We start from the raw sequence: 18,500 nt of genomic DNA on the forward strand, positions 1-18,500 counted from the left end.
GGGAAATACCAGACCGGCGCCACCATCACACTATTAGATCCGGAGACCGAGCAGTTGAGCAGCGAACTCGTGCCAGCCCTTGAATGGAGCGACCTGGACCGCCGCGCGGTCGATGTCGTGCGGGCCCTGGCCATGGATGCGGTAGAGAAGGCGGGCTCGGGCCACCCGGGCACCGCGATGAGCCTGGCGCCCGCCGCGTACCTGCTGTTCCAGCAGGTGATGCGGCATGATCCGTCAGACCCCTCCTGGGTGGGCCGTGACCGGTTCGTCCTTTCGGCCGGCCACACCAGTCTGACCCTCTACATTCAGCTCTACCTGTCGGGCTACGGCCTGAGCCTGGACGACCTCAAGGCTCTGCGCCAGTGGGAGAGCCTGACCCCCGGCCACCCCGAGCACGGCCACACCGTCGGCGTCGAGACCACCACGGGGCCGCTGGGCCAGGGCCTGGGCAACGCGGTCGGCATGGCCATGGCCGCCCGCCGCGAGCGTGGTCTGTTCGATCCGGACGCGGCGCAGGGCGCGAGCCCGTTCGACCACCACATCTGGTGCATCGCCTCCGAGGGGGACATCGAGGAGGGCATCAGCCACGAGGTCAGCGCCCTCGCGGGCCACCAGAGACTGGGCAACCTGACCGTCGTCTTCGACAGCAACCACATCTCGATCGAGGACGACACCCAGATCGCGCTGAGCGAGGACGTCGTCAAGCGCTACGAGGCGTACGGCTGGCACACCCAGACCGTCGACTGGACGCGGACCGGCGACTACGTCGAGGACGTCGAGGCGCTGTACCAGGCGCTGGAGGCCGCCCGCGCCGAGACCGGCAGGCCGTCGTTCATCCGGCTGCGCACGATCATCGGCTGGCCCGCACCCAACAAGAAGAACACCGGCAAGATCCACGGCTCGGCGCTGGGTGCCGACGAGGTCGCCGCCACCAAGAAGGTCCTGGGCCTTGACGAGGCCAAGAGCTTCGACGTTCCCGCCGAGGTCCTGGAGCACGCCCGCGAGGTCGTCAAGCGCGGCCGTGCCGCGCGGACCGATTGGGACAAGCTCTACCGGAGCTGGCGCGAGGCCAACCCCGAGCGGGCCGCCGAGTTCGACCGCATCTCCGTGCGGCAGCTCCCCGCCGGCTGGAGCGAGGCGCTGCCGATCTTCGAGGTCGGCTCCTCCGTCGCCACCCGCAAGGCCTCCGGCGAGGTGCTCAACAGCCTCGCGCCGGTGCTGCCCGAGCTGTGGGGCGGCTCGGCCGACCTGGCCGAGTCCAACAACACCACGATGAAGGGCGAGCCGTCCTTCATCCCCGACGAGTTCCAGACCAAGGACTTCCCGGGCAACCCCTACGGCCGCACGCTGCACTTCGGCATCCGCGAGCACGGGATGGGAGCGATCCTCAACGGCATCGCGCTGCACAACGGCACCCGCCCCTACGGTGGCACGTTCCTGGTCTTCAGCGACTACATGCGCCCGGCCGTGCGACTGGCGGCGCTGATGAGGCTGCCGGTCACCTACGTGTGGACGCACGACTCCATCGGCCTGGGCGAGGACGGCCCGACGCACCAGCCCATCGAGCACCTGTGGTCGCTGCGCGCCATCCCCGGCCTCGACGTGGTCCGCCCCGCCGACGCCAACGAGACGGCCGCCGCCTGGCAGGTCGTGCTGGAGCACAACGACCGCCCGGCCGCGCTGGCGCTGACCCGCCAGAACCTGCCGGTCTACGAGGGCACCCGCGACGCGACGAAGGTCGCCCGTGGCGGCTACATTCTGCGGGAGGCCTCCAACGGGCAGCCCGCCGTGGTCCTGATCGGCACCGGCTCCGAGGTCGAACTGGCCGTCGAGGCCCGCGAGATCCTGGAGGCGGAGGGCATCGCCACCCGAGTCGTGTCGATGCCGTGCGTGGAGTGGTTCCACACCCAGGACACGGCCTACCGGCAGACGGTGCTGCCCTCCTCGGTCCGCGCGCGGGTGGCGGTGGAGGCGGGAATCTCACTGGGCTGGCGGGAGTTCGTGGGAGATGAGGGGGAGGTGGTCAGCCTGGAGCACTTCGGTGCCTCGGCTCCCTACAGGACCCTCTACGAGCAGTTCGGCCTGACCGCCGAGCGCGTGGTCGCCGCAGCCAAGGCGAGCCTCGCCAAGACCGGAGCCGACAAGGGCGAGACGACAGGAAACTGATCATGAGTGAGATCCTGAGGAAACTCTCCGAGCAGGGCGTCTCCATATGGCTGGACGACATCAGCCGCGAGCGCCTGCGTACCGGCAATCTCCAGTCGCTGATCCGCGACCGGCAGGTGGTCGGCGTCACCTCCAACCCGACGATCTTCGCCTCCGCGCTGAGCAAGGGCGACGCCTACGACACCCAGCTGCATGATCTGAAGATCCGCGGCGTCGACGTCGAGGAGGCGGTGCGCTCCATCACCACCTACGACATCCGCTGGGCCGCCGACGTGCTGCGCCCCGTCTACGACGCCACCGGCACCGTGGACGGCCGGGTGTCGATCGAGGTCGACCCACGCCTGGCCCGGGAGACGGAGAAGACCATCGCCGAGGCGCGCGCGCTGTGGTGGCTGGTCGACCGGCCCAACCTGTTCATCAAGATCCCGGCCACCGCCGAGGGCCTGCCCGCGATCACCCGGGCGATCTCCGAGGGCATCAGCGTCAACGTCACGCTGATCTTCTCCCTGGAGCGCTACCGCGCCGTGATGAACGCCTGGCTGAGCGGCCTTGAGCAGGCCAAGGCCAAGGGCCTCGACCTGTCGGGCATCGAGTCGGTGGCCTCGTTCTTCGTCAGCCGGCTGGACGGCGAGATCGACAAGCGCCTGGACAAGATCGGCACCCCCGAGGCCCTGGCGCTGAAGGGGAAGGCCGCGCTCGCCAACGCCCGGCTGGCCTTCGCCGCCTTCGAGGAGGTCGTCGCCTCCCCGCGCTGGCAGGCGCTGGCCCTGGCCGGAGCCCGGCCACAGCGCCCCCTGTGGGCCTCCACCGGTACCAAGAACCCCGACTACCCGGACACTCTCTACGTCGACGGGCTGGTCACCTCCGGCAGCGTCAACACGATGCCGGAGAAGACCCTCGAGGCGACGGCCGACCATGGCAGGATCACCGGTGACACGGTCCGTCCCTCCTACGAGGAGGCCTGGAACACCATGGCCGCGCTCAAGGAGATCGGCATCGACTACGACGACGTCGTGAGGTTCCTGGAAGAGGACGGCGTGGACAAGTTCGAGGCCTCCTGGACCGAGCTGCTGGCGACCGTCGCCGCCGAGCTGAAGAAGGCATGAGGGAGCACATGTCAGTGTCCGTGACGTTCGGCGAGGACGACCTCACCGAACAGGCCTCGGAGACGGCCGGCCGGCTCGTCTCCGAGGGGGTCCCCCAGTCCCTGGCCGCCGGCGACCCCACGCTGTGGGGCCCGGAGGCCGGGCCCGAGGCGGCCGTCCGGCTCGGCTGGCTCAACCTCCCGCTGACGAGCAGGCCGCTGCTCGGCCAGATCGGCGAACTGGTGGAGTGGGCCCGTGCCGAGGGCCTGGACCACGTGGTCCTGGCGGGCATGGGCGGTTCCTCCCTCGCTCCCGAGGTCATCACCGGCTCCGCCGACGTACCGCTGACCGTGCTCGACACCACCGACCCCGGCCAGGTACGCCGCGCGCTGGAGGACCGGCTGGAGAGCACGCTGCTGGTCGTCGCCAGCAAGAGCGGCGGCACCGTCGAGACCGACAGCCACCGGCGGATCTACGAGAAGGCCTTCCGCGACGCCGGGATCGACCCGGCGAGCAGGATCGTCGTCATCACCGACCCGGGCTCGCCGCTGGAGCTCAGCGCCCGCGAGGCGGGCTACCGGGTGGTCCTGGCCGACCCGAACGTGGGCGGCCGCTACAGCGCCCTGACCGCTTTCGGGCTGGTGCCCAGCGCGCTGGCGGGCGCCGACGTCGAGCAGCTGCTCGACGACGCCGCCGAGGTGCTGCCGCTGCTGTCGCGCTCGGAGGGCAACCCCGGCCTCGACCTGGGCGCCGCCCTGGGGGCCGCCGCGGTGGCCGGGCGCGACAAGCTGGTGATCGAGGACGGCCTTTCGGAGATCAACGGCCTGCCCGACTGGATCGAGCAGCTGATCGCCGAGTCCACCGGCAAGTCCGGCAAGGGCATCCTGCCCGTCGTGGGCGCCGACCCCGGCGACGCCGACGACGAGCTGCTCGCCGGGATCGACACCGACGGCGTGGTGACCGTCGCCGGCCCGCTGGGCGCGCAGTTCCTCGTCTGGGAGTACGCCACGGCCGTCGCCGGGCGCGTCCTGGGCATCGACCCGTTCAACCAGCCGAACGTGGCCGAGTCCAAGGAGAACACCGCCAAGCTGCTCGGCCGGAGCGAGCTGCCGGTCGGCGCCCCGATCCTCGTCGACGGTCCGGTGGAGGTCCACGGCGAGCTGCCGCCGGGCATGGAGGCCCCCAAGAACCTGTCCGACGTGCTCACTGGGCTGCTGGAGGCGATCCCCTCCGACGGCTACCTCGCGGTGATGGCCTACCTCGACAGGGAGGCGGCCTTCGACGCCCCGTACCCCGAGGGCGCCTCGTTCGAGGAGATGACGGACGTGTGGAGCGCGGCCGACCCGGCCACGCTCCGCGGGATGCTCGCGGTCCGCACCGAGCGGCCGGTCACCTTCGGGTGGGGGCCCCGCTTCCTGCACTCCACCGGCCAGTACCACAAGGGCGGCCCGCAGAACGGGGTGTTCCTGCAGATCACCGGGGCCGTCGAGAACGACCTGGAGGTTCCCGGCAAGTCCTACACCCTGGGCCGCCTCCAGCTCGCCCAGGCACTGGGCGACCTGGGCGCCCTGGCCAGCCGGGGGCGCCCCGCCGTGCGACTGCACCTGACCGACCGCGTCGCCGGTGTCGCGCACCTGCTCGCCGCCTCACGGGAGGTCTGATGGGTCGCCGGAGGTTCGAATGAGCAGGGAGAACCCCCAACCCCAGGCCGACCGGCCTCGGGCCGAGGAACTCACCGCCACGGGCACCGCGCACGAGGGAGCGGTCACCACAGCCACCGCCGCCTCGATCGCCGGCATCACCGAGGCCCTGATCGAGTCCAACCCGCTGCGCGATCCGCGCGACAAGCGCCTGCCGCGCGTGGCGGGGCCGTGCGTGCTGGTGCTGTTCGGCGTGACCGGCGACCTGGCACGCAAGAAGCTGCTACCGGCGATCTACGACCTGGCGAACCGGGGGCTACTGCCCCCGGGCTTCTCCCTGGTCGGCTTCGCCCGCCGTGACTGGGAGGACCAGGACTTCGCGCAGCTGACCCACGACGCCGTCAAGGAACACGCGCGCACGCCGTTCCGCGAGGAGGTCTGGAAGCAGCTGTCGGAGGGCATCTTCTTCTGCCGCGGTGAGTTCACCGACGACGGCGCCTTCGACGCGCTGGCGATGATGCTCAAGGAGATCGACGAGACCCGGGGCACCGGCGGCAACTACGGCTTCTACCTGTCGGTGCCGCCGAAGTTCTTCCCCGTCGTGGTCCAGCAGCTGAAGCGGACCGACCTGGCGGACGGTCCCGGGGGCTCCTGGCGCCGGGTGGTGATCGAGAAGCCGTTCGGGCACGACCTGCGAAGCGCCCAGGAGCTCAACGCGATCACCAGCGCGGTCTTCCCGGAGAGCTCGGTGTTCCGCATAGACCACTACCTGGGCAAGGAGACCGTCCAGAACATCCTGGCGCTGCGGTTCGCCAACAACCTGTTCGAGCCGATCTGGAACCGGGGTTATGTCGACCACGTGCAGATCACGATGGCCGAGGACATCGGCATCGGCGGCCGGGCCGGCTACTACGACGGCATCGGCGCGGCGCGCGACGTGATCCAGAACCACCTGCTGCAGTTGCTGGCCCTGGTCGGCATGGAGGATCCGACGTCGTTCGGAGCCGACTCGCTGCGCAGGGAGAAGGAGAAGGTCCTCAAGGCGGTGCGGCTGCCGTCGGACCTGTCGCTGACCACCGCGCGCGGTCGTTACGGGGCCGGTTGGCAGGGCGGCGAGCCGGTCATCGGCTACACGCAGGAGGAGGGCATCCCGCCCGACTCGATCACCGAGACCTACGCCGCCATCAAGCTGGAGATCGCCAACCGGCGTTGGGCGGGGGTGCCGTTCTACCTGCGCACCGGCAAAAGGCTCAGCCGGCGGGTCACCGAGGTGGCCGTGGTGTTCCAGCGCGCGCCACACCTTCCGTTCAGCAAGGACGACACCGAGATACTCGGGCAGAACGCCCTGGTCATCCGGGTGCAGCCGGACGAGGGCATCACCGTGCGGTTCGGTTCCAAGGTGCCGGGCACCGCCATGGAGGTCAGGGACGTCTCGATGGACTTCGCCTACGGCGAGTCGTTCATGGAGTCCTCCCCCGAGGCCTACGAGCGGCTGCTGCTCGACGTGCTGATCGGCGACCCGCCGCTCTTCCCGCACCAGCGCGAGGTCGAACTGTCCTGGAAGATCCTCGACCCGATCGAGGACTTCTGGAGCACCCAGGGCCCGCCGGAGGAGTATCCCGCAGGCACCTGGGGACCGGCCTCGGCCGACGAGATGATGGCCCGCGACGGGCACGTCTGGAGGCGGTTGTAGATGACCAGCTTCATGCTCAGTGGCACGAACGCCTCGAAGATCTCCTCACAGCTCACCCACCTGCGCCACCAGATGGGCACCCCGGCGGTCGGCATGGTGCTGACCCTGGTGGTGGTCTGTGGCGAGAGCGACCAGTACGACGCGGTCCGGGCGGCGACCGAGGCGGCCAGGGAGCACCCCTCCCGGATACTGGTCGTCATTCCTCGCGACCCGAGCGAGCCCAACCGGCTCGACGCCGAGATCCGGTTCGGCGAGTCGACCCCGGGCGAGGTGATACTGCTCCGTCTGTACGGGGAGCTGACCAGGCACGCCGACTCGGTGGTCAGCCCGCTGCTGCTCACCGACACCCCGGTGGTCGCCTGGTGGCCCAGCGACTGTCCCGAGGTCCCGGCCGCGGATCCGATCGGCATGCTGGCCCAGCGTCGCATCGTCGACGCGCGGTCCGCACCCGACTCGGTCAAGGCGATCGCCGGCCGGGCCCGCGGGTACGTGCCCGGCGACACCGACCTGGCCTGGACCCGGCTGACGACATGGCGGAGCCTGCTGGCCGCCGCGTTCGACCAGCCGGTGGCCAAGGTCAAGCGGGGCACCGTGGAGGCCGTGCCCGGCCATGCCAGCGCCCTGCTGCTGGCGGCCTGGCTCGGTGAGCGCCTCGGCGCGCCGGTGAAGGTCTCCGACTCCTCCGGCCCCGGTCTGACCTCCGTCAAGCTGGTCTCGGGCGACGGTGACATCACCATCACCCGGGGCGACGGGCGCCTGGCCATGCTCTCTCGTCCCGGTCAGCCGGACCGCCGGGTCGCGCTGGCCCGACGCCCGACGTCGGACCTGCTCGCCGAGGAGCTGCGGCGGCTGGACCCCGACGAGATCTACGCGGCCGCGATCCAGCGGCTCGCCCGGACCCGTAAGTCCTGAGTCGTCAGCGCCCCGCGGACCACCGCGGGGCGCCTTTTTCGAAAGAGAAGTCCGTGAGCGTTCCCACTGTGATCATCCATCGCGACGCCGACGTGCTCGCCAAGGCCGTCGCCGCCCGGGTGATCATCCGTGCCATCGACGCCCAGGCGGCCAAGGGCTCGGCCCATCTGGTCCTGACCGGCGGCACCGTCGGCCTCGCCACCCTCGCCGAGATCGCCGCCTCCCCGGCCAGGGACGCCGTCGACTGGCGCAAGGTGGACGTCTGGTGGGGCGACGAGCGTTTCCTGCCGGCCGGTGACCCCGAGCGCAACGAGACCGGCGCCCGCAAGGCCCTGCTGGACCACATAGACCTCGATCCCGAGCGGGTGCACGTGATGCGCGGCCCTGACTCGGGCATGACCGCCGAGGAGTCGGCCGACGCCTACGCCGAGGAGCTCCGCCGGGCCTCGCGCCCCGAGGACCACGGCCCGGCGCCGTCGTTCGACCTCATGATGCTCGGCATGGGCCCGGACGGCCATGTGGCCTCGCTCTTTCCCGGCATGCCCGCCCTGTACGACACCCGCCCGGTGGTGGCGGTGCACGGCTCGCCCAAGCCGCCGCCCACCCGCGTCTCGCTGACGCTGCCGGTCATCCAGGGCTCCCGCGACGTGTGGGTGATCGCCGCCGGTGAGGAGAAGGCGAGAGCGGTACGGCTGGCACTGTCGGACTCGGGAACGATGCAGGTCCCCGCGGCCGGTGCCCGCGGCAGCCGGCGAACCCTCTTCCTGCTGGACCGGGCCGCCGCCTCCAAGATCCCCTCCTCCCTGGGCCGGATCTCCTCCCCCTGAGCCCGGCCCCTCGCTTTTGCCTTGGTTCGGCCCGCGCCGACCATCGTGATCACGGTGCGTGATTCACTGATTACCGTTACGGCGGCTTTCGGTCCGCGACGAGGCCACACAAACACCGCGGAACGGAGAGGACGGTGGCCGAACCATTCGATGTCACGCCGATGCCCGCCGAGCGGTTCGACGAGTTGGCCGCCTCACTCGACGAGCCGGACGAGGCACCCGTGCTCCGCGAGGCCGCGCGGCGACGGCGCGCCTATCGCGAATCAAGATGACCTGACGATCGCGACCTTCGAGATGGCCGTCATGAGCTGTCAGGAGGCCGTCTCGGAGGGCTGGGTGGTGAGAGCGTCGATCTCGTCGAGGATCTCCTTCTTGCCCGCCGGGTCCATGGACGATGCCTCGACCGCGTTGCGGGCCAGGGTGGTGAGGGTGGCACGATCCAGGCCCAGCTGTTCGGCGGCAACGCGGTACTCGTCGCTCAGGGTGGTGGCGAACATGGGCGGGTCGTCGCTGTTGAGGGTGACGAACAGGCCCTCCTCGATCATGCGGGGCAGCGGGTGCTCCTCGATGCGGGCGATCTGGCCGGTGCAGACGTTGGAGGTGGGGCAGACCTCCAGCGGGATCTGTGTCTCGCGCAGGTGAGCGACCAGGCGGGGGTCCTTCACGCAGGCGATGCCGTGGCCGATCCGCTCGGCGTCCAGGTGGTCGAGGGCCTCCCAGATGGTCTCCGGGCCGCTCATCTCTCCCGCGTGCGGCAGGCTGCGCAGTCCTGCGGCGATGGCGGCACGGAAGGCGTCCCTGAAGGTGTCGCGATATTTCGGACGCTCCTGCTCGATCCCGGCGAGCCCGAAACCTACCAGCTCCCGGGGAGGTTCTCCAAGTGCGTGGTCCAGGGTGACCCGGGCCGCCTCGACGCCGTACTCGCCGGGAATGTCGAAGACGTACGCCATCCGCACGCCGTGCTCCTCGCGGGCGCGCCGGGCGGCCAGGTCGAGTGCCTCGGTGACCTCCCGCATCGGCATGCCCATGACGTGGTGCGCGTACGGGGTGACGGTCAGCTCGACGTAGCGCCCGTTCTGCCGGGCCAGGTCCGCGGCCAGGCCGAGCACCAGGGTCGCCACGTCCTCGGGCTCGCGGACCAGGGCGTTGATCGCCTGGTAGATCTCGGCGAAGTGCGGGAAGTCGCGGAACCGGTAGAACGCGCGCAGTCCCTCCTCGTCGGTGGGGACGCCCCCGCCGGGGTGGCGGCGGGCGAGTTCCAGCACGGTGGCGGGCGAGGCGGAGCCGATCAGGTGGACGTGGAGCTCGACCTTGGGGAGGGCGTCGATGAACGCGTCGATCGTCATGCGGGGACCCTACGCACCCCCTCCCCCGATGCGAAAGCCATTTACGCCAAAACTAACACTAAAATGTACGATTAAAGCGACGCATGCCGGGCAGCGCGGGAATCTCACCGGAGCTTTTCCTCCCGCTCACCGGACGTCTGGCGCATAGTGGGGGCAAGCACCTCGACACCCCTCACGGAGGCTCATAGTGTTCGAGCGCTTCACCGACCGTGCCCGCCGCGTCGTGGTCCTGGCCCAGGAGGAGGCCCGCAGGCTCGGCCACGACCACATCGGCACCGAGCACATCCTGCTCGGCCTGGTCCTTGAGCAGGACGGCGTCGCCGGCCGTGCCCTGCGGGCCCTGGACATCGACGGCGAGCGGATCAGGAACGACGTGGAGGAGATCATCGGCAGGGGTGACGAGACCCCCGGCAGCCACATCCCCTTCACCCCGCACGCCAAGAAGGTGCTCGAACTGTCGCTGCGGGAGGCACTCGGCCTGCACCACACCTACATCGGCACCGAGCACATCCTGCTCGGCCTGATCCGCGAGAGCGAGGGCGTGGCCGCCCGGGTGCTGGCCGGGCGGGGGGCGAGCCTGGACGCCGTACGCGCCCAGGTGATCACGCTGCTCGGGCAGCGCGGTCCCGACCGCGCGGTGACCGCCGAGGAGGGTTTTCCGGTGATGGGCGCGTCGCTCTCGGCCAGACTGGAGCGCATCCAGGGGAGCCTGGACCGGATCGAACGCAGACTGGACGCCATCGAGGGCGCCGACGCACCGAAGAAGCAGATCCCCTGAGGCCCCGGGAGGACACCCGGATCAGCGCCGCGTCCGTCCTGACGAGAGGGCGTAGGAGTGGGCCCTCCTCGTTTCGGGAACCCTGAGCGATCCCGAAACGAGGAGGCCGAATGATGGGTTCAACTCGGGGATGCCGTCGCCATCACTCCCACGGCCAGCCTGGCTTCCACCACGCCGGGGTCCTCTGTCTGGCTCAGGGTCGCGCCGAGCGAGACCAGGAGCCTGCGCATCCGCACGTTGTCGGCGAGCAGGGTGGCCCTGACCTCGGCGAAGCCCAGGTCCCGGGCCTGGCTGACGAGCATCTGGGCCAGTGCGGCACCCAGTCCCCTGCCCTGCCAGCGGTCCTCGACCAGGAAGGCCATCTCGGCGATGCCGGGATCGGAGGTGAACATCAGGTTGGCGAGGCCGACGACCTGGCCGTCGTGCCCGGCGACGATGGAGTACCCCTTCGTACGGTCACAGAGCCGGTCGAAGACCTTCGGCGGCAGCACGGGCATCGCGGTGAAGTAGCGGAACCTGCGCGCCTCGGGCGAGCAGCGGTCGTGCAGGTCGCGTACGGCCTCGCGGTAGAGCCGGGTGAGCGGGCGGACCTGGACCTCGACGCCGTCGGAGAGCGTGATGTCGCGGTCGGCGCCGGCCTGCTCGACGGGGGGCTGCGCCAGCCGCACGAAGGAGGCCGCGCGGGCGGCCTCGGTCAGGGTGAAGGGCAGCTCGGCCCGGCGCACCCTGATCGCGCGGCGCGGGGCCACGGGCACGGTGAGCAGCGTGGGGTCCGGGAGATCGCTCATCTCAGCACCGTAGACCCAGCGGGAGTCGTCGGCGCGCAGCAGTTCCCCGAGCAGCTCGGGCAGGCGCCAGGGCGTGGTGCGCAGCCGGGAGGCGAGCAGGAGCACGCGGGTGGGCTCGTCCGTCAACTCGTGCGCGGTGGCGGGGACGACCAGGACCTCGCGTCCACCGGCCGCCTCCAGAGCCTCGCGCACCGCCTCGGCACCGGCGGGGATGTCCGTGACGAACTCGTCGACCGTGCCGTCCGCGTCGGTCTGGACGCTCAGGCCCAGGATGTTGCCGCCCTTGGCGGCGAGCGCGGCGGCCAGCGAGGCGAGACGCCCCGGCCGCTCGTCAACGGTAGTACGAATCCTCAGAAACCCCATCAGAATGCTCCCTCTGTTGGGGGATAGCCTTACCTGACCCTGTTACGGGACTGCTACACACGAGTGAGCCTGCCGTTACATCTAGCGGATCACTCATTGCGTGGCAGGACTGCTTTTCTGCAACGATTTCCGTTGACAGGCGCATCATAATAGACGGATATAGCAGGATATGAGGCCATGAGCACGCGTGTTCCCCTGGCTGGGGATTTTGTCAACGGAGACGTCTCCTTCTGGTACCGCTCCCTGGGCATCCCCACGGCCGGCACTCCCCTCGGCGGCGACCTCGACGCCGACGTGGCCATCGTCGGCGCCGGTTACACCGGCCTGTGGACCGCCTACTACCTGAAGAAGGCCGACCCCACCCTGCGGGTCGTGGTGCTGGAGAAGGAGTTCGCCGGCTACGGCGCCTCGGGGCGCAACGGCGGCTGGCTGGTCGGCGAGCTGGCGGGCACCCCCGAGCGCTATGCCAGGACGCACGGCGCGGACGCGGCCAAGCGGCTGCAGCGGGTGATGTTCGAGGCGATCGACGAGGTCATCGCGGTCGCCAAGGACGAGAGCATCGAGGCCGAGATCGTCAAGGGCGGCGTCACCACGGTCGCCACCAACGCCGCCCAGGACCGGCGGCTGCACCAGCTGCTCGCCCACGAGCGCCACTGGGGCTGGACCGAGGACGACGTGCGGCTGCTCGATCCGGCGGAGCGGGAGGAGCGCCTGCGGGTGGCCGGCGCGGTCAGCGCGATCTGGAGCCCGCACTGCGCCCGGATCCAGCCCGCCAAGCTGGCCCGCGGCCTGGCCCAGACCGTGCGGGACCTCGGGGTGGAGATCTTCGAGCGCACCCCGGTCACCGAGATCGCCCCGCGCGAGGCCCGCACGCCGCACGGCACGGTCCGCGCCGACTACGTCATCCGCGCCACCGAGGGTTTCACCGCCGAGCTGAAGCAGTACCACCGCGCCTGGCTGCCGATGAACAGCTCGATGATCGTCACCGAGCCGCTGGGCGGGTTGTGGGACGAGATCGGCTGGGAGGGCCACGAGCTGCTCGGCGACATGGCGCACTACTACATGTACGCCCAGCGCACCGCCGACGGCCGGATCGCGTTCGGCGGGCGCGGCAAGCCCTACCTCTACGGCTCCCGGGTGGACGAGCGGGGCCGCACCCACGAGTGGACGATCGAGGCGCTCTGGGAGTTGCTGACCGGGATGTTCCCCGCGGTCAGGGCCTCGAAGGTGGCGCATGCCTGGTCCGGAGTGCTCGGCGTGCCGCGCGACTGGTGCGCCACCGTGCACGTCGACCACGCCACCGGCATCGGCTGGGCGGGCGGCTACACCGGCCACGGGGTGACCACGACCAACCTCGCCGGCCGTACCCTGCGCGACCTGATCCTGCGCGAGGACACCGAGCTCGCCTCCCTGCCCTGGGTGGACCGCAAGGTACGGGGCTGGGAGGTGGAACCGCTGCGGTGGATCGGCGTGCACACCATGTACGACCTCTACCGGCGGGCCGACGCCAGGGAGAAGGCGGGGCTCGGCCGTACCTCGGTGCTGGCCCGCGTCGCCGACTCCATCACCGGACGCTGAACGCCGGGGCAAGACGGCCCCGGACGCCGGACGCCGGCGGACGCCCGGAGAAACTCACGCTGGACCTCGGCCGGTCCAGCGTGCAGTGTAGGTGATCAAGCGGCACCCCGGAGGCGTCAGCGGCCTCCGGGCCACCGACAGAAGGATGGTGCAACAGTGCGCGACCTGCTCTTCCGGGGCGGCCGGGTCTTCCTCGCCGCCGACGCCTTCGCCGAGACGGTGCTGGTCCGTGACGGCCGGATCGCCGCCGTCGGCGCGGAGTCCGACGTCGTACGACTGGCCGCCCCCGGCCACGAGGTCGTCGACCTGGACGGCCGCCTGCTGACCCCCGGGTTCACCGACGCGCACATCCACCCGGTGCAGGCGGGCCTGGAGCGGGCCAGGTGCGACCTGTCCGAGGTCTACGGCCTGCCGGAGTACGTGGAGAAGATCGTCGCCTACGCGGACTCCCACCCCGGCCACGAGTGGATCGACGGCGGCGGCTGGGACATGTCGGCCTTTCCCGGCGGCCTGCCGCACCGCTCCCAGCTCGACGTCATCACCCGCCCGGTCTATCTGATCCAGCGCGACCACCATGCCGCCTGGGTCAACAGCCGGGCCCTGGAACTGGCCGGGATCACCCGCGACACCCCCGACCCCGCCGACGGCAGGATCGAGCGCGACGCCGACGGCACGCCGAGCGGCGTGCTGCACGAGGGCGCGATGGACCTGGTCGGCCTGCTCACCCCGCGTCCCAGCGCCGCGGACCTGCACGAGGCGCTGCTCGCGGCCCAGGACCACCTGTTCTCCCTCGGCATCACCGGCTGGCAGGACGCCATCGTCGGCTCCTACGCGGGCTACGACGACCAGCTGTCCACGTACGTCTCGGCGGCGGCCTCCGGCGCGCTGCGGGCCCGCGTCGTGGGCGCGCTCTGGTGGGACCGGACACGCGGCGCCGAACAGATCCCCGAGCTGCTGGGGCGGCGCGAGTCGGCCACGGGCCTGGAGCGGTTCCGCGCCACCTCGGTGAAGATCATGCAGGACGGCATCGCCGAGAACTTCACCGCCGCGGTGATCGAGCCCTACTGCCGCTGCGGCGGCACCGGCCTGTCGTACGTGGATCCCGCTCTGCTGAAGGAGTACGTCGCCGAGCTGGACCGGCACGGCTTCCAGGTCCACTTCCACGCCATCGGTGAGCGGGCGGTCCGCGAGGCGCTGGACAGCTTCGAGGGGACCGACCCGGCCAACCGGCACCACATCGCGCACCTGCAGATCGTCGAGCCGTCGGACGTGCCGCGCTTCGCCGAGCTCGGCGTGACCGCCAACCTGCAGCCGCTCTGGGCCACCCACCACGCCCAGATGGACGAGCTGACCCTGCCGTTCCTGGGCGAGGAGCGCTCCTCCTGGCAGTACCCGTTCGCCGACCTGCTGCGCTCGGGCACCCGCTTCTGCGCGGGCAGCGACTGGCCGGTCTCGGTCGCCGACCCGTTCCAGGGCATGCACGTGGCCGTCAACCGCACCGAGCCCGGCGGCTCGCTGCACGCGGGCTACCCGACGGCACAGACCCCGTTCCTGCCCGGCCAGAGCCTGGACCTGGCCACCGCGCTGACCGCCTACACCGCCGGCTCGGCCCGGATCAACCACGACGACGACGCCGGCACCATCGTCCCCGGCAACCGCGCCGACCTGGTCGTCCTGGACCGCGACCCGTTCACCGAGCCCCCGGCCGACATCTGGCGGACGAGCGTCGCGATGACCTTCGTCGGCGGCGAGCAGGTCTACCGGCGCTGACCCGGAGACGACACGGAGCGCGGCGGCCGTCTCCCTCGACGGCAACGGCGGTGGCTCCTCCGCTCCCCGAAGGGAGCGGCTTCACGAGACCCGCGACCGGTCTCGGCGTGCGGGGTTCCATCGAGCGAGGACAGCGGGCTGCTTCGGGCCGACGGCCCGGACCCGAGCGGCCCGGAAAAATGATTTGCGAGCGATAACCTAGGATGTCATGGTTGCTCTTTGCCTCCTGGGGCCCGGGTGACGCCAACGCCCTGGGAGCGCTGCTGGGACGCTTCAACGCGATGTCCGCCTCATGACGATGTCGTCTGTGTGAGATTCCCGTTGTCTCCCGGCCTCCGCTGACCGCGCGGAGATTCCCGCCCAGCCCGCTGTTCGACTGTTCCGCTCCGCCACGCCCGGCTCTCCCCCAAGTTCCCGTCGGTGGCCCCTTCTGCTTGTGAGGTACACCATCTCCGCGTTTCCCCAATCAGTGAACGACACCGCGGTCGGCGAGTCCCGGGGCACCGGCGACGCCGCGGCCCCCAAGGGGGCCATGATGATGATCGCCACGCTGGTCGTATCGGCCTTCGTGATGATCCTCAACGAGACGGTCCTGAGCGTCGCGCTGCGCGACCTCACCGTCGACCTCAGCGTTTCCACCACGACCGCGCAGTGGCTGACCAGTGGTTTCCTGCTGACCATGGCCGTGGTCATCCCCACCACCGGCTTCCTGCTCGAGCGTTTCACCCCTCGGCAGATCTTCCTGGTCTCGCTGACGTTGTTCAGCGCGGGCACCCTGATCAGCGCGCTCGCCCCGGGGTTCGCCGTACTGCTGGCCGGGCGCGTCGTGCAGGCCTGCGGTACCGCGGTCATGCTGCCGATGCTGATGACCACGGTGATGCGCCTGGTCCCCGCGTCCAAACGCGGCGCGACCATGGGCACGATCACCATCGTCATCGCCGTGGCCCCCGCGATCGGGCCGACGGTCGGCGGCGCGGTGCTGTCCTCCCTGGGCTGGCGCTGGATGTTCTGGCTCGTACTGCCGCTGTCCCTGCTGGCACTGGCCTTCGGCGCCGTCCGGATGCGGCTGGGCGGCGAGACGCGCACGGTGCCGCTGGACGTGTTGTCCGTGCTGCTGTCCGCCGTCGGTTTCGGCGGCATCCTGTACGGCCTCTCCTCCGTCGGCGAGTCCGGCGGCGGCCACCTGGTGGCGCCGTGGATGCCCATCGCGGTCGGTGCCGTCGCCCTCGCCGGGTTCGTGGCACGCCAACTCCGACTGCAGCGCCAGGACCGGGCGCTGCTGGACCTGCGCCCGCTGACCCACCGCGCCTTCGTCGTCGCGCTCACCCTGAGCGCCCTGCTGTTCATGTGCCTGCTGGCGGTCTCGGCGATCCTGCTGCCGCTGTATCTCCAGACCGTCCTGCGCACGAGCACATTCGTCAGCGGGCTGGCCGTGCTCCCCGGCGGACTGGTCCTCGGCCTGCTGGGACGGCCGGTGGGGCAGCTGTTCGACCGCTTCGGCGCCCGCCCGCTGGTGATCCCCGGCGCGCTGGCCACAGCGGTGGCGATGTGGCTGTTCGCCGCCCTCGGACCGGATTCGCCGCTGGCCCTGGTGATCGGCATCCATGTGCTGCTCATGGCCGGGCTCGGGGCGATGATGACCCCCCTGATGACCGAGTCGCTCGGCTCGCTACCCGAACACCTCTACTCACACGGCAGCGCGATCCTGTCCACGCTCCAGCAGGTCGCGGGCGCGTTCGGTACCGCCATGTTCGTCACCGTGGCGTCCCTGGGCACCACCCACGCGTCCGGCGCCCCCGACGCCGCAGGCCTGCACACCGCCTTTGTCGTCGCGGGTGTGCTCGGTGTGCTGGTGTTCGTCACGGCGCTGTTCGTACGCCGCCCCCGCTCTGTGCCGCAGGCCGCCGGGCGCGACGCCGGCTGAACCACGGCGAGGCCGGCTCGCTCTTCCGGGGGTGGCGAGCGAGCCGAGGGAGGGCGGCTTCGCGCTGATGATGGTGACGGAGGTGTTCCCGCAACCGACCGAGGGCGAAGCCCAGGTCCTGCGGGCCCCGGCCATCCAGCCCAACCTGCGCCTTCGGTACAGCCGCCGTAGCATTGCCGAACAGCTGATCAGCGGAGGACGTCGTGAACGATCTGCCCATCTGCGTCACCTGCGGTGTCCAGTACGCCGCGGCGCGGGAGAGTTGCCCGATCTGCGAGGACGAGCGGCAGTACATCGGCTGGGAGGGCCAGCACTGGACCTCGCTCAACGAACTCCGCGAGAGCGGGCACCGGGCGCACCTCGCCGAGGAGGGCACCGGAGTCGTCGGCATCGGCACCGACCCCGCCACCGCCATCGGGCAGCGCGCCCTGCTGGTCCGCACCCCCGCCGGCAACGTGCTCTGGGACATGGTCACCCACCTCGACGACGAGCTGATCAGGCAGGTCGGCGAGCTCGGCGGGATCGACGCCATCGCGATCAGCCACCCGCACTTCTACGGCTCGATGGTCGAGTGGGCGCACGCCTTCGACGCGCCGATCCACCTGCACGCGGCCGACCGTGACTGGGTGGCCCGCCCCGACGAGTCGGTGGTCTTCTGGGAGGGCGACACCTGCGAGATCCTCGAAGGAGTGACGCTGGTCAACGCGGGCGTGCACTTCGACGGCGGCCAGGTCATGCACTGGCGTGACGCCGAGGACGGCCGGGGCGCGCTGTTCTCCGGCGACATCCTCCAGGTGGTGGCCGATCGCCGCTGGGTCAGCTTCATGTACAGCTATCCCAACCTGATCCCCGAGCGCCCCGCCACGATCCGCCGCGCCCTGTCGCTGCTGGAGCCGTACGCCTTCGACCGCGTCTACGGCGGCTGGTGGAAGCGGATCGTGCACACCGACGGCGCCGAGGCCGTCCGCCGCTCCGCCGACCGCTACCTGTCGTTTGTTCTGGACGACTCCTCGACGTGACGATCCCGGGCCGAAAGCACCGGCCTTCCAGCTTGTACGACCAGCAACCGATCACAAGTTGATCACCCGATATCGGATCACTCACTTACTCGAATAACGCTCCACATGCGCAGAAAGCAATAAAACTGCTAACCGACTGAATAGGTCGTTACCTGACAATTTCCGAGGGTGCCACTGAGATCATCCCGAGTCAGAGCTGCTCGGGTAAACGGACCACCGGCCGTCAAACAACCTGAAACCTCAAGATCGAGGGCCACCACACTCTCCCCATCTGGCTGCAGGAGTGGAACACCTGTGAGAGCGATGTCGTACTGGGACGCCCCTCCAATGTGCCGCCGATTCCGGAAGCGCTGTCAACACTGCTCAACAAGCGAAGGGCCAGCATCAAGCAAGGGCGAGAATCGTTCATGAGCATCTATCTCGTCCAACCCAGCGACCAAGGCTGGCCAAAACTGCACAAGAAGCTCACATTCGACGACTTTCATCTAGCGATAGGTTCCGAACTAATCGAGGCGACATACAGCCTCGGCATCACCGGAATCGCCACCGAGGAGGAGCTCCTCGGTGAGATCGAGCGGAGCAGAAACGAGTTATATGGAACGTTCTAATCC

Annotated in this window: 15 protein-coding genes; 13 read left to right on the forward strand and 2 right to left on the reverse strand. The window is 70.2% G+C overall.

Annotated elements, in window-relative coordinates; all coding sequences use genetic code 11:
* Positions 1 to 69: 69 nt before the first annotated feature.
* The 7 genes from tkt (at position 70) to IG98_RS50070 (ending at position 8,595) form a co-directional block, all read left to right on the forward strand.
* Complete coding sequence (gene tkt / locus IG98_RS0102785; protein WP_281178416.1) at positions 70 to 2,166, forward strand: transketolase; 2,097 nt, start codon at positions 70 to 72, stop codon at positions 2,164 to 2,166.
* 2 nt (positions 2,167 to 2,168) lie between these two features.
* On the forward strand, positions 2,169 to 3,272 hold the full coding sequence (tal, locus tag IG98_RS0102790) for a transaldolase (RefSeq protein ID WP_030904921.1): 1,104 nt from the start codon (positions 2,169 to 2,171) through the stop codon (positions 3,270 to 3,272).
* An 8-nt stretch (positions 3,273 to 3,280) separates the two neighbouring features.
* Positions 3,281 to 4,912: a glucose-6-phosphate isomerase gene (locus IG98_RS0102795; protein ID WP_030904922.1), complete on the forward strand. Its 1,632-nt coding sequence runs from the start codon at positions 3,281 to 3,283 to the stop codon at positions 4,910 to 4,912.
* Between the two features lie 19 nt (positions 4,913 to 4,931).
* Complete coding sequence (zwf, locus tag IG98_RS0102800) at positions 4,932 to 6,584, forward strand: glucose-6-phosphate dehydrogenase (RefSeq protein WP_245651378.1); 1,653 nt, start codon at positions 4,932 to 4,934, stop codon at positions 6,582 to 6,584.
* Positions 6,585 to 7,496, forward strand: a complete 912-nt coding sequence (locus tag IG98_RS0102805; RefSeq protein WP_030904924.1) for a glucose-6-phosphate dehydrogenase assembly protein OpcA — start codon at positions 6,585 to 6,587, stop codon at positions 7,494 to 7,496.
* Positions 7,497 to 7,549: 53 nt separating this feature from the next.
* Positions 7,550 to 8,323 (forward strand): 6-phosphogluconolactonase, encoded by a 774-nt coding sequence (gene pgl, locus IG98_RS0102810; RefSeq protein WP_030904925.1) that lies wholly within the window; start codon positions 7,550 to 7,552, stop codon positions 8,321 to 8,323.
* Between the two features lie 134 nt (positions 8,324 to 8,457).
* Positions 8,458 to 8,595: a hypothetical protein gene (locus tag IG98_RS50070; RefSeq protein ID WP_157594116.1), complete on the forward strand. Its 138-nt coding sequence runs from the start codon at positions 8,458 to 8,460 to the stop codon at positions 8,593 to 8,595.
* A 39-nt stretch (positions 8,596 to 8,634) separates the two neighbouring features.
* On the opposite strand, the gene add is transcribed toward IG98_RS50070, so the two are convergent.
* On the reverse strand, positions 8,635 to 9,669 hold the full coding sequence (add, locus tag IG98_RS0102820) for an adenosine deaminase (protein ID WP_030904926.1): 1,035 nt from the start codon (positions 9,667 to 9,669) through the stop codon (positions 8,635 to 8,637).
* A 187-nt stretch (positions 9,670 to 9,856) separates the two neighbouring features.
* On the opposite strand from add, the gene IG98_RS0102825 reads away from it, so the two are divergent.
* Complete coding sequence (locus IG98_RS0102825; RefSeq protein WP_051751413.1) at positions 9,857 to 10,447, forward strand: Clp protease N-terminal domain-containing protein; 591 nt, start codon at positions 9,857 to 9,859, stop codon at positions 10,445 to 10,447.
* A gap of 119 nt (positions 10,448 to 10,566) precedes the next feature.
* Here IG98_RS0102825 and IG98_RS0102830 read toward each other — a convergent pair whose 3' ends face one another.
* A complete protein-coding gene (locus tag IG98_RS0102830; protein ID WP_030904928.1) occupies positions 10,567 to 11,598 on the reverse strand; it encodes a GNAT family N-acetyltransferase in 1,032 nt (343 codons plus the stop codon).
* 177 nt (positions 11,599 to 11,775) lie between these two features.
* Between IG98_RS0102830 and IG98_RS0102835 the strand changes: the two genes are divergently transcribed.
* The 5 genes from IG98_RS0102835 (at position 11,776) to IG98_RS0102855 (ending at position 18,497) form a co-directional block, all read left to right on the forward strand.
* A complete protein-coding gene (locus IG98_RS0102835) occupies positions 11,776 to 13,176 on the forward strand; it encodes an NAD(P)/FAD-dependent oxidoreductase (RefSeq protein ID WP_030904929.1) in 1,401 nt (466 codons plus the stop codon).
* A gap of 156 nt (positions 13,177 to 13,332) precedes the next feature.
* Positions 13,333 to 14,946 carry an amidohydrolase gene (locus IG98_RS0102840; protein WP_030904931.1) on the forward strand — a complete coding sequence of 538 codons (1,614 nt, stop codon included), beginning with the start codon at positions 13,333 to 13,335 and terminating at the stop codon, positions 14,944 to 14,946.
* 469 nt (positions 14,947 to 15,415) lie between these two features.
* On the forward strand, positions 15,416 to 16,870 hold the full coding sequence (locus IG98_RS0102845; protein ID WP_245651379.1) for a DHA2 family efflux MFS transporter permease subunit: 1,455 nt from the start codon (positions 15,416 to 15,418) through the stop codon (positions 16,868 to 16,870).
* A 203-nt stretch (positions 16,871 to 17,073) separates the two neighbouring features.
* Positions 17,074 to 17,889, forward strand: coding sequence for an MBL fold metallo-hydrolase (locus tag IG98_RS0102850; RefSeq protein WP_030904937.1), 816 nt, complete (start codon positions 17,074 to 17,076; stop codon positions 17,887 to 17,889).
* Positions 17,890 to 18,296: 407 nt separating this feature from the next.
* Complete coding sequence (locus IG98_RS0102855) at positions 18,297 to 18,497, forward strand: hypothetical protein (protein WP_030904941.1); 201 nt, start codon at positions 18,297 to 18,299, stop codon at positions 18,495 to 18,497.
* The last annotated feature ends 3 nt before the right edge of the window (positions 18,498 to 18,500 follow it).

It is taken from the genome of Streptosporangium amethystogenes, from assembly GCF_000721075.1.
Classification (GTDB): Bacteria; Actinomycetota; Actinomycetes; order Streptosporangiales; family Streptosporangiaceae; genus Streptosporangium; species Streptosporangium amethystogenes.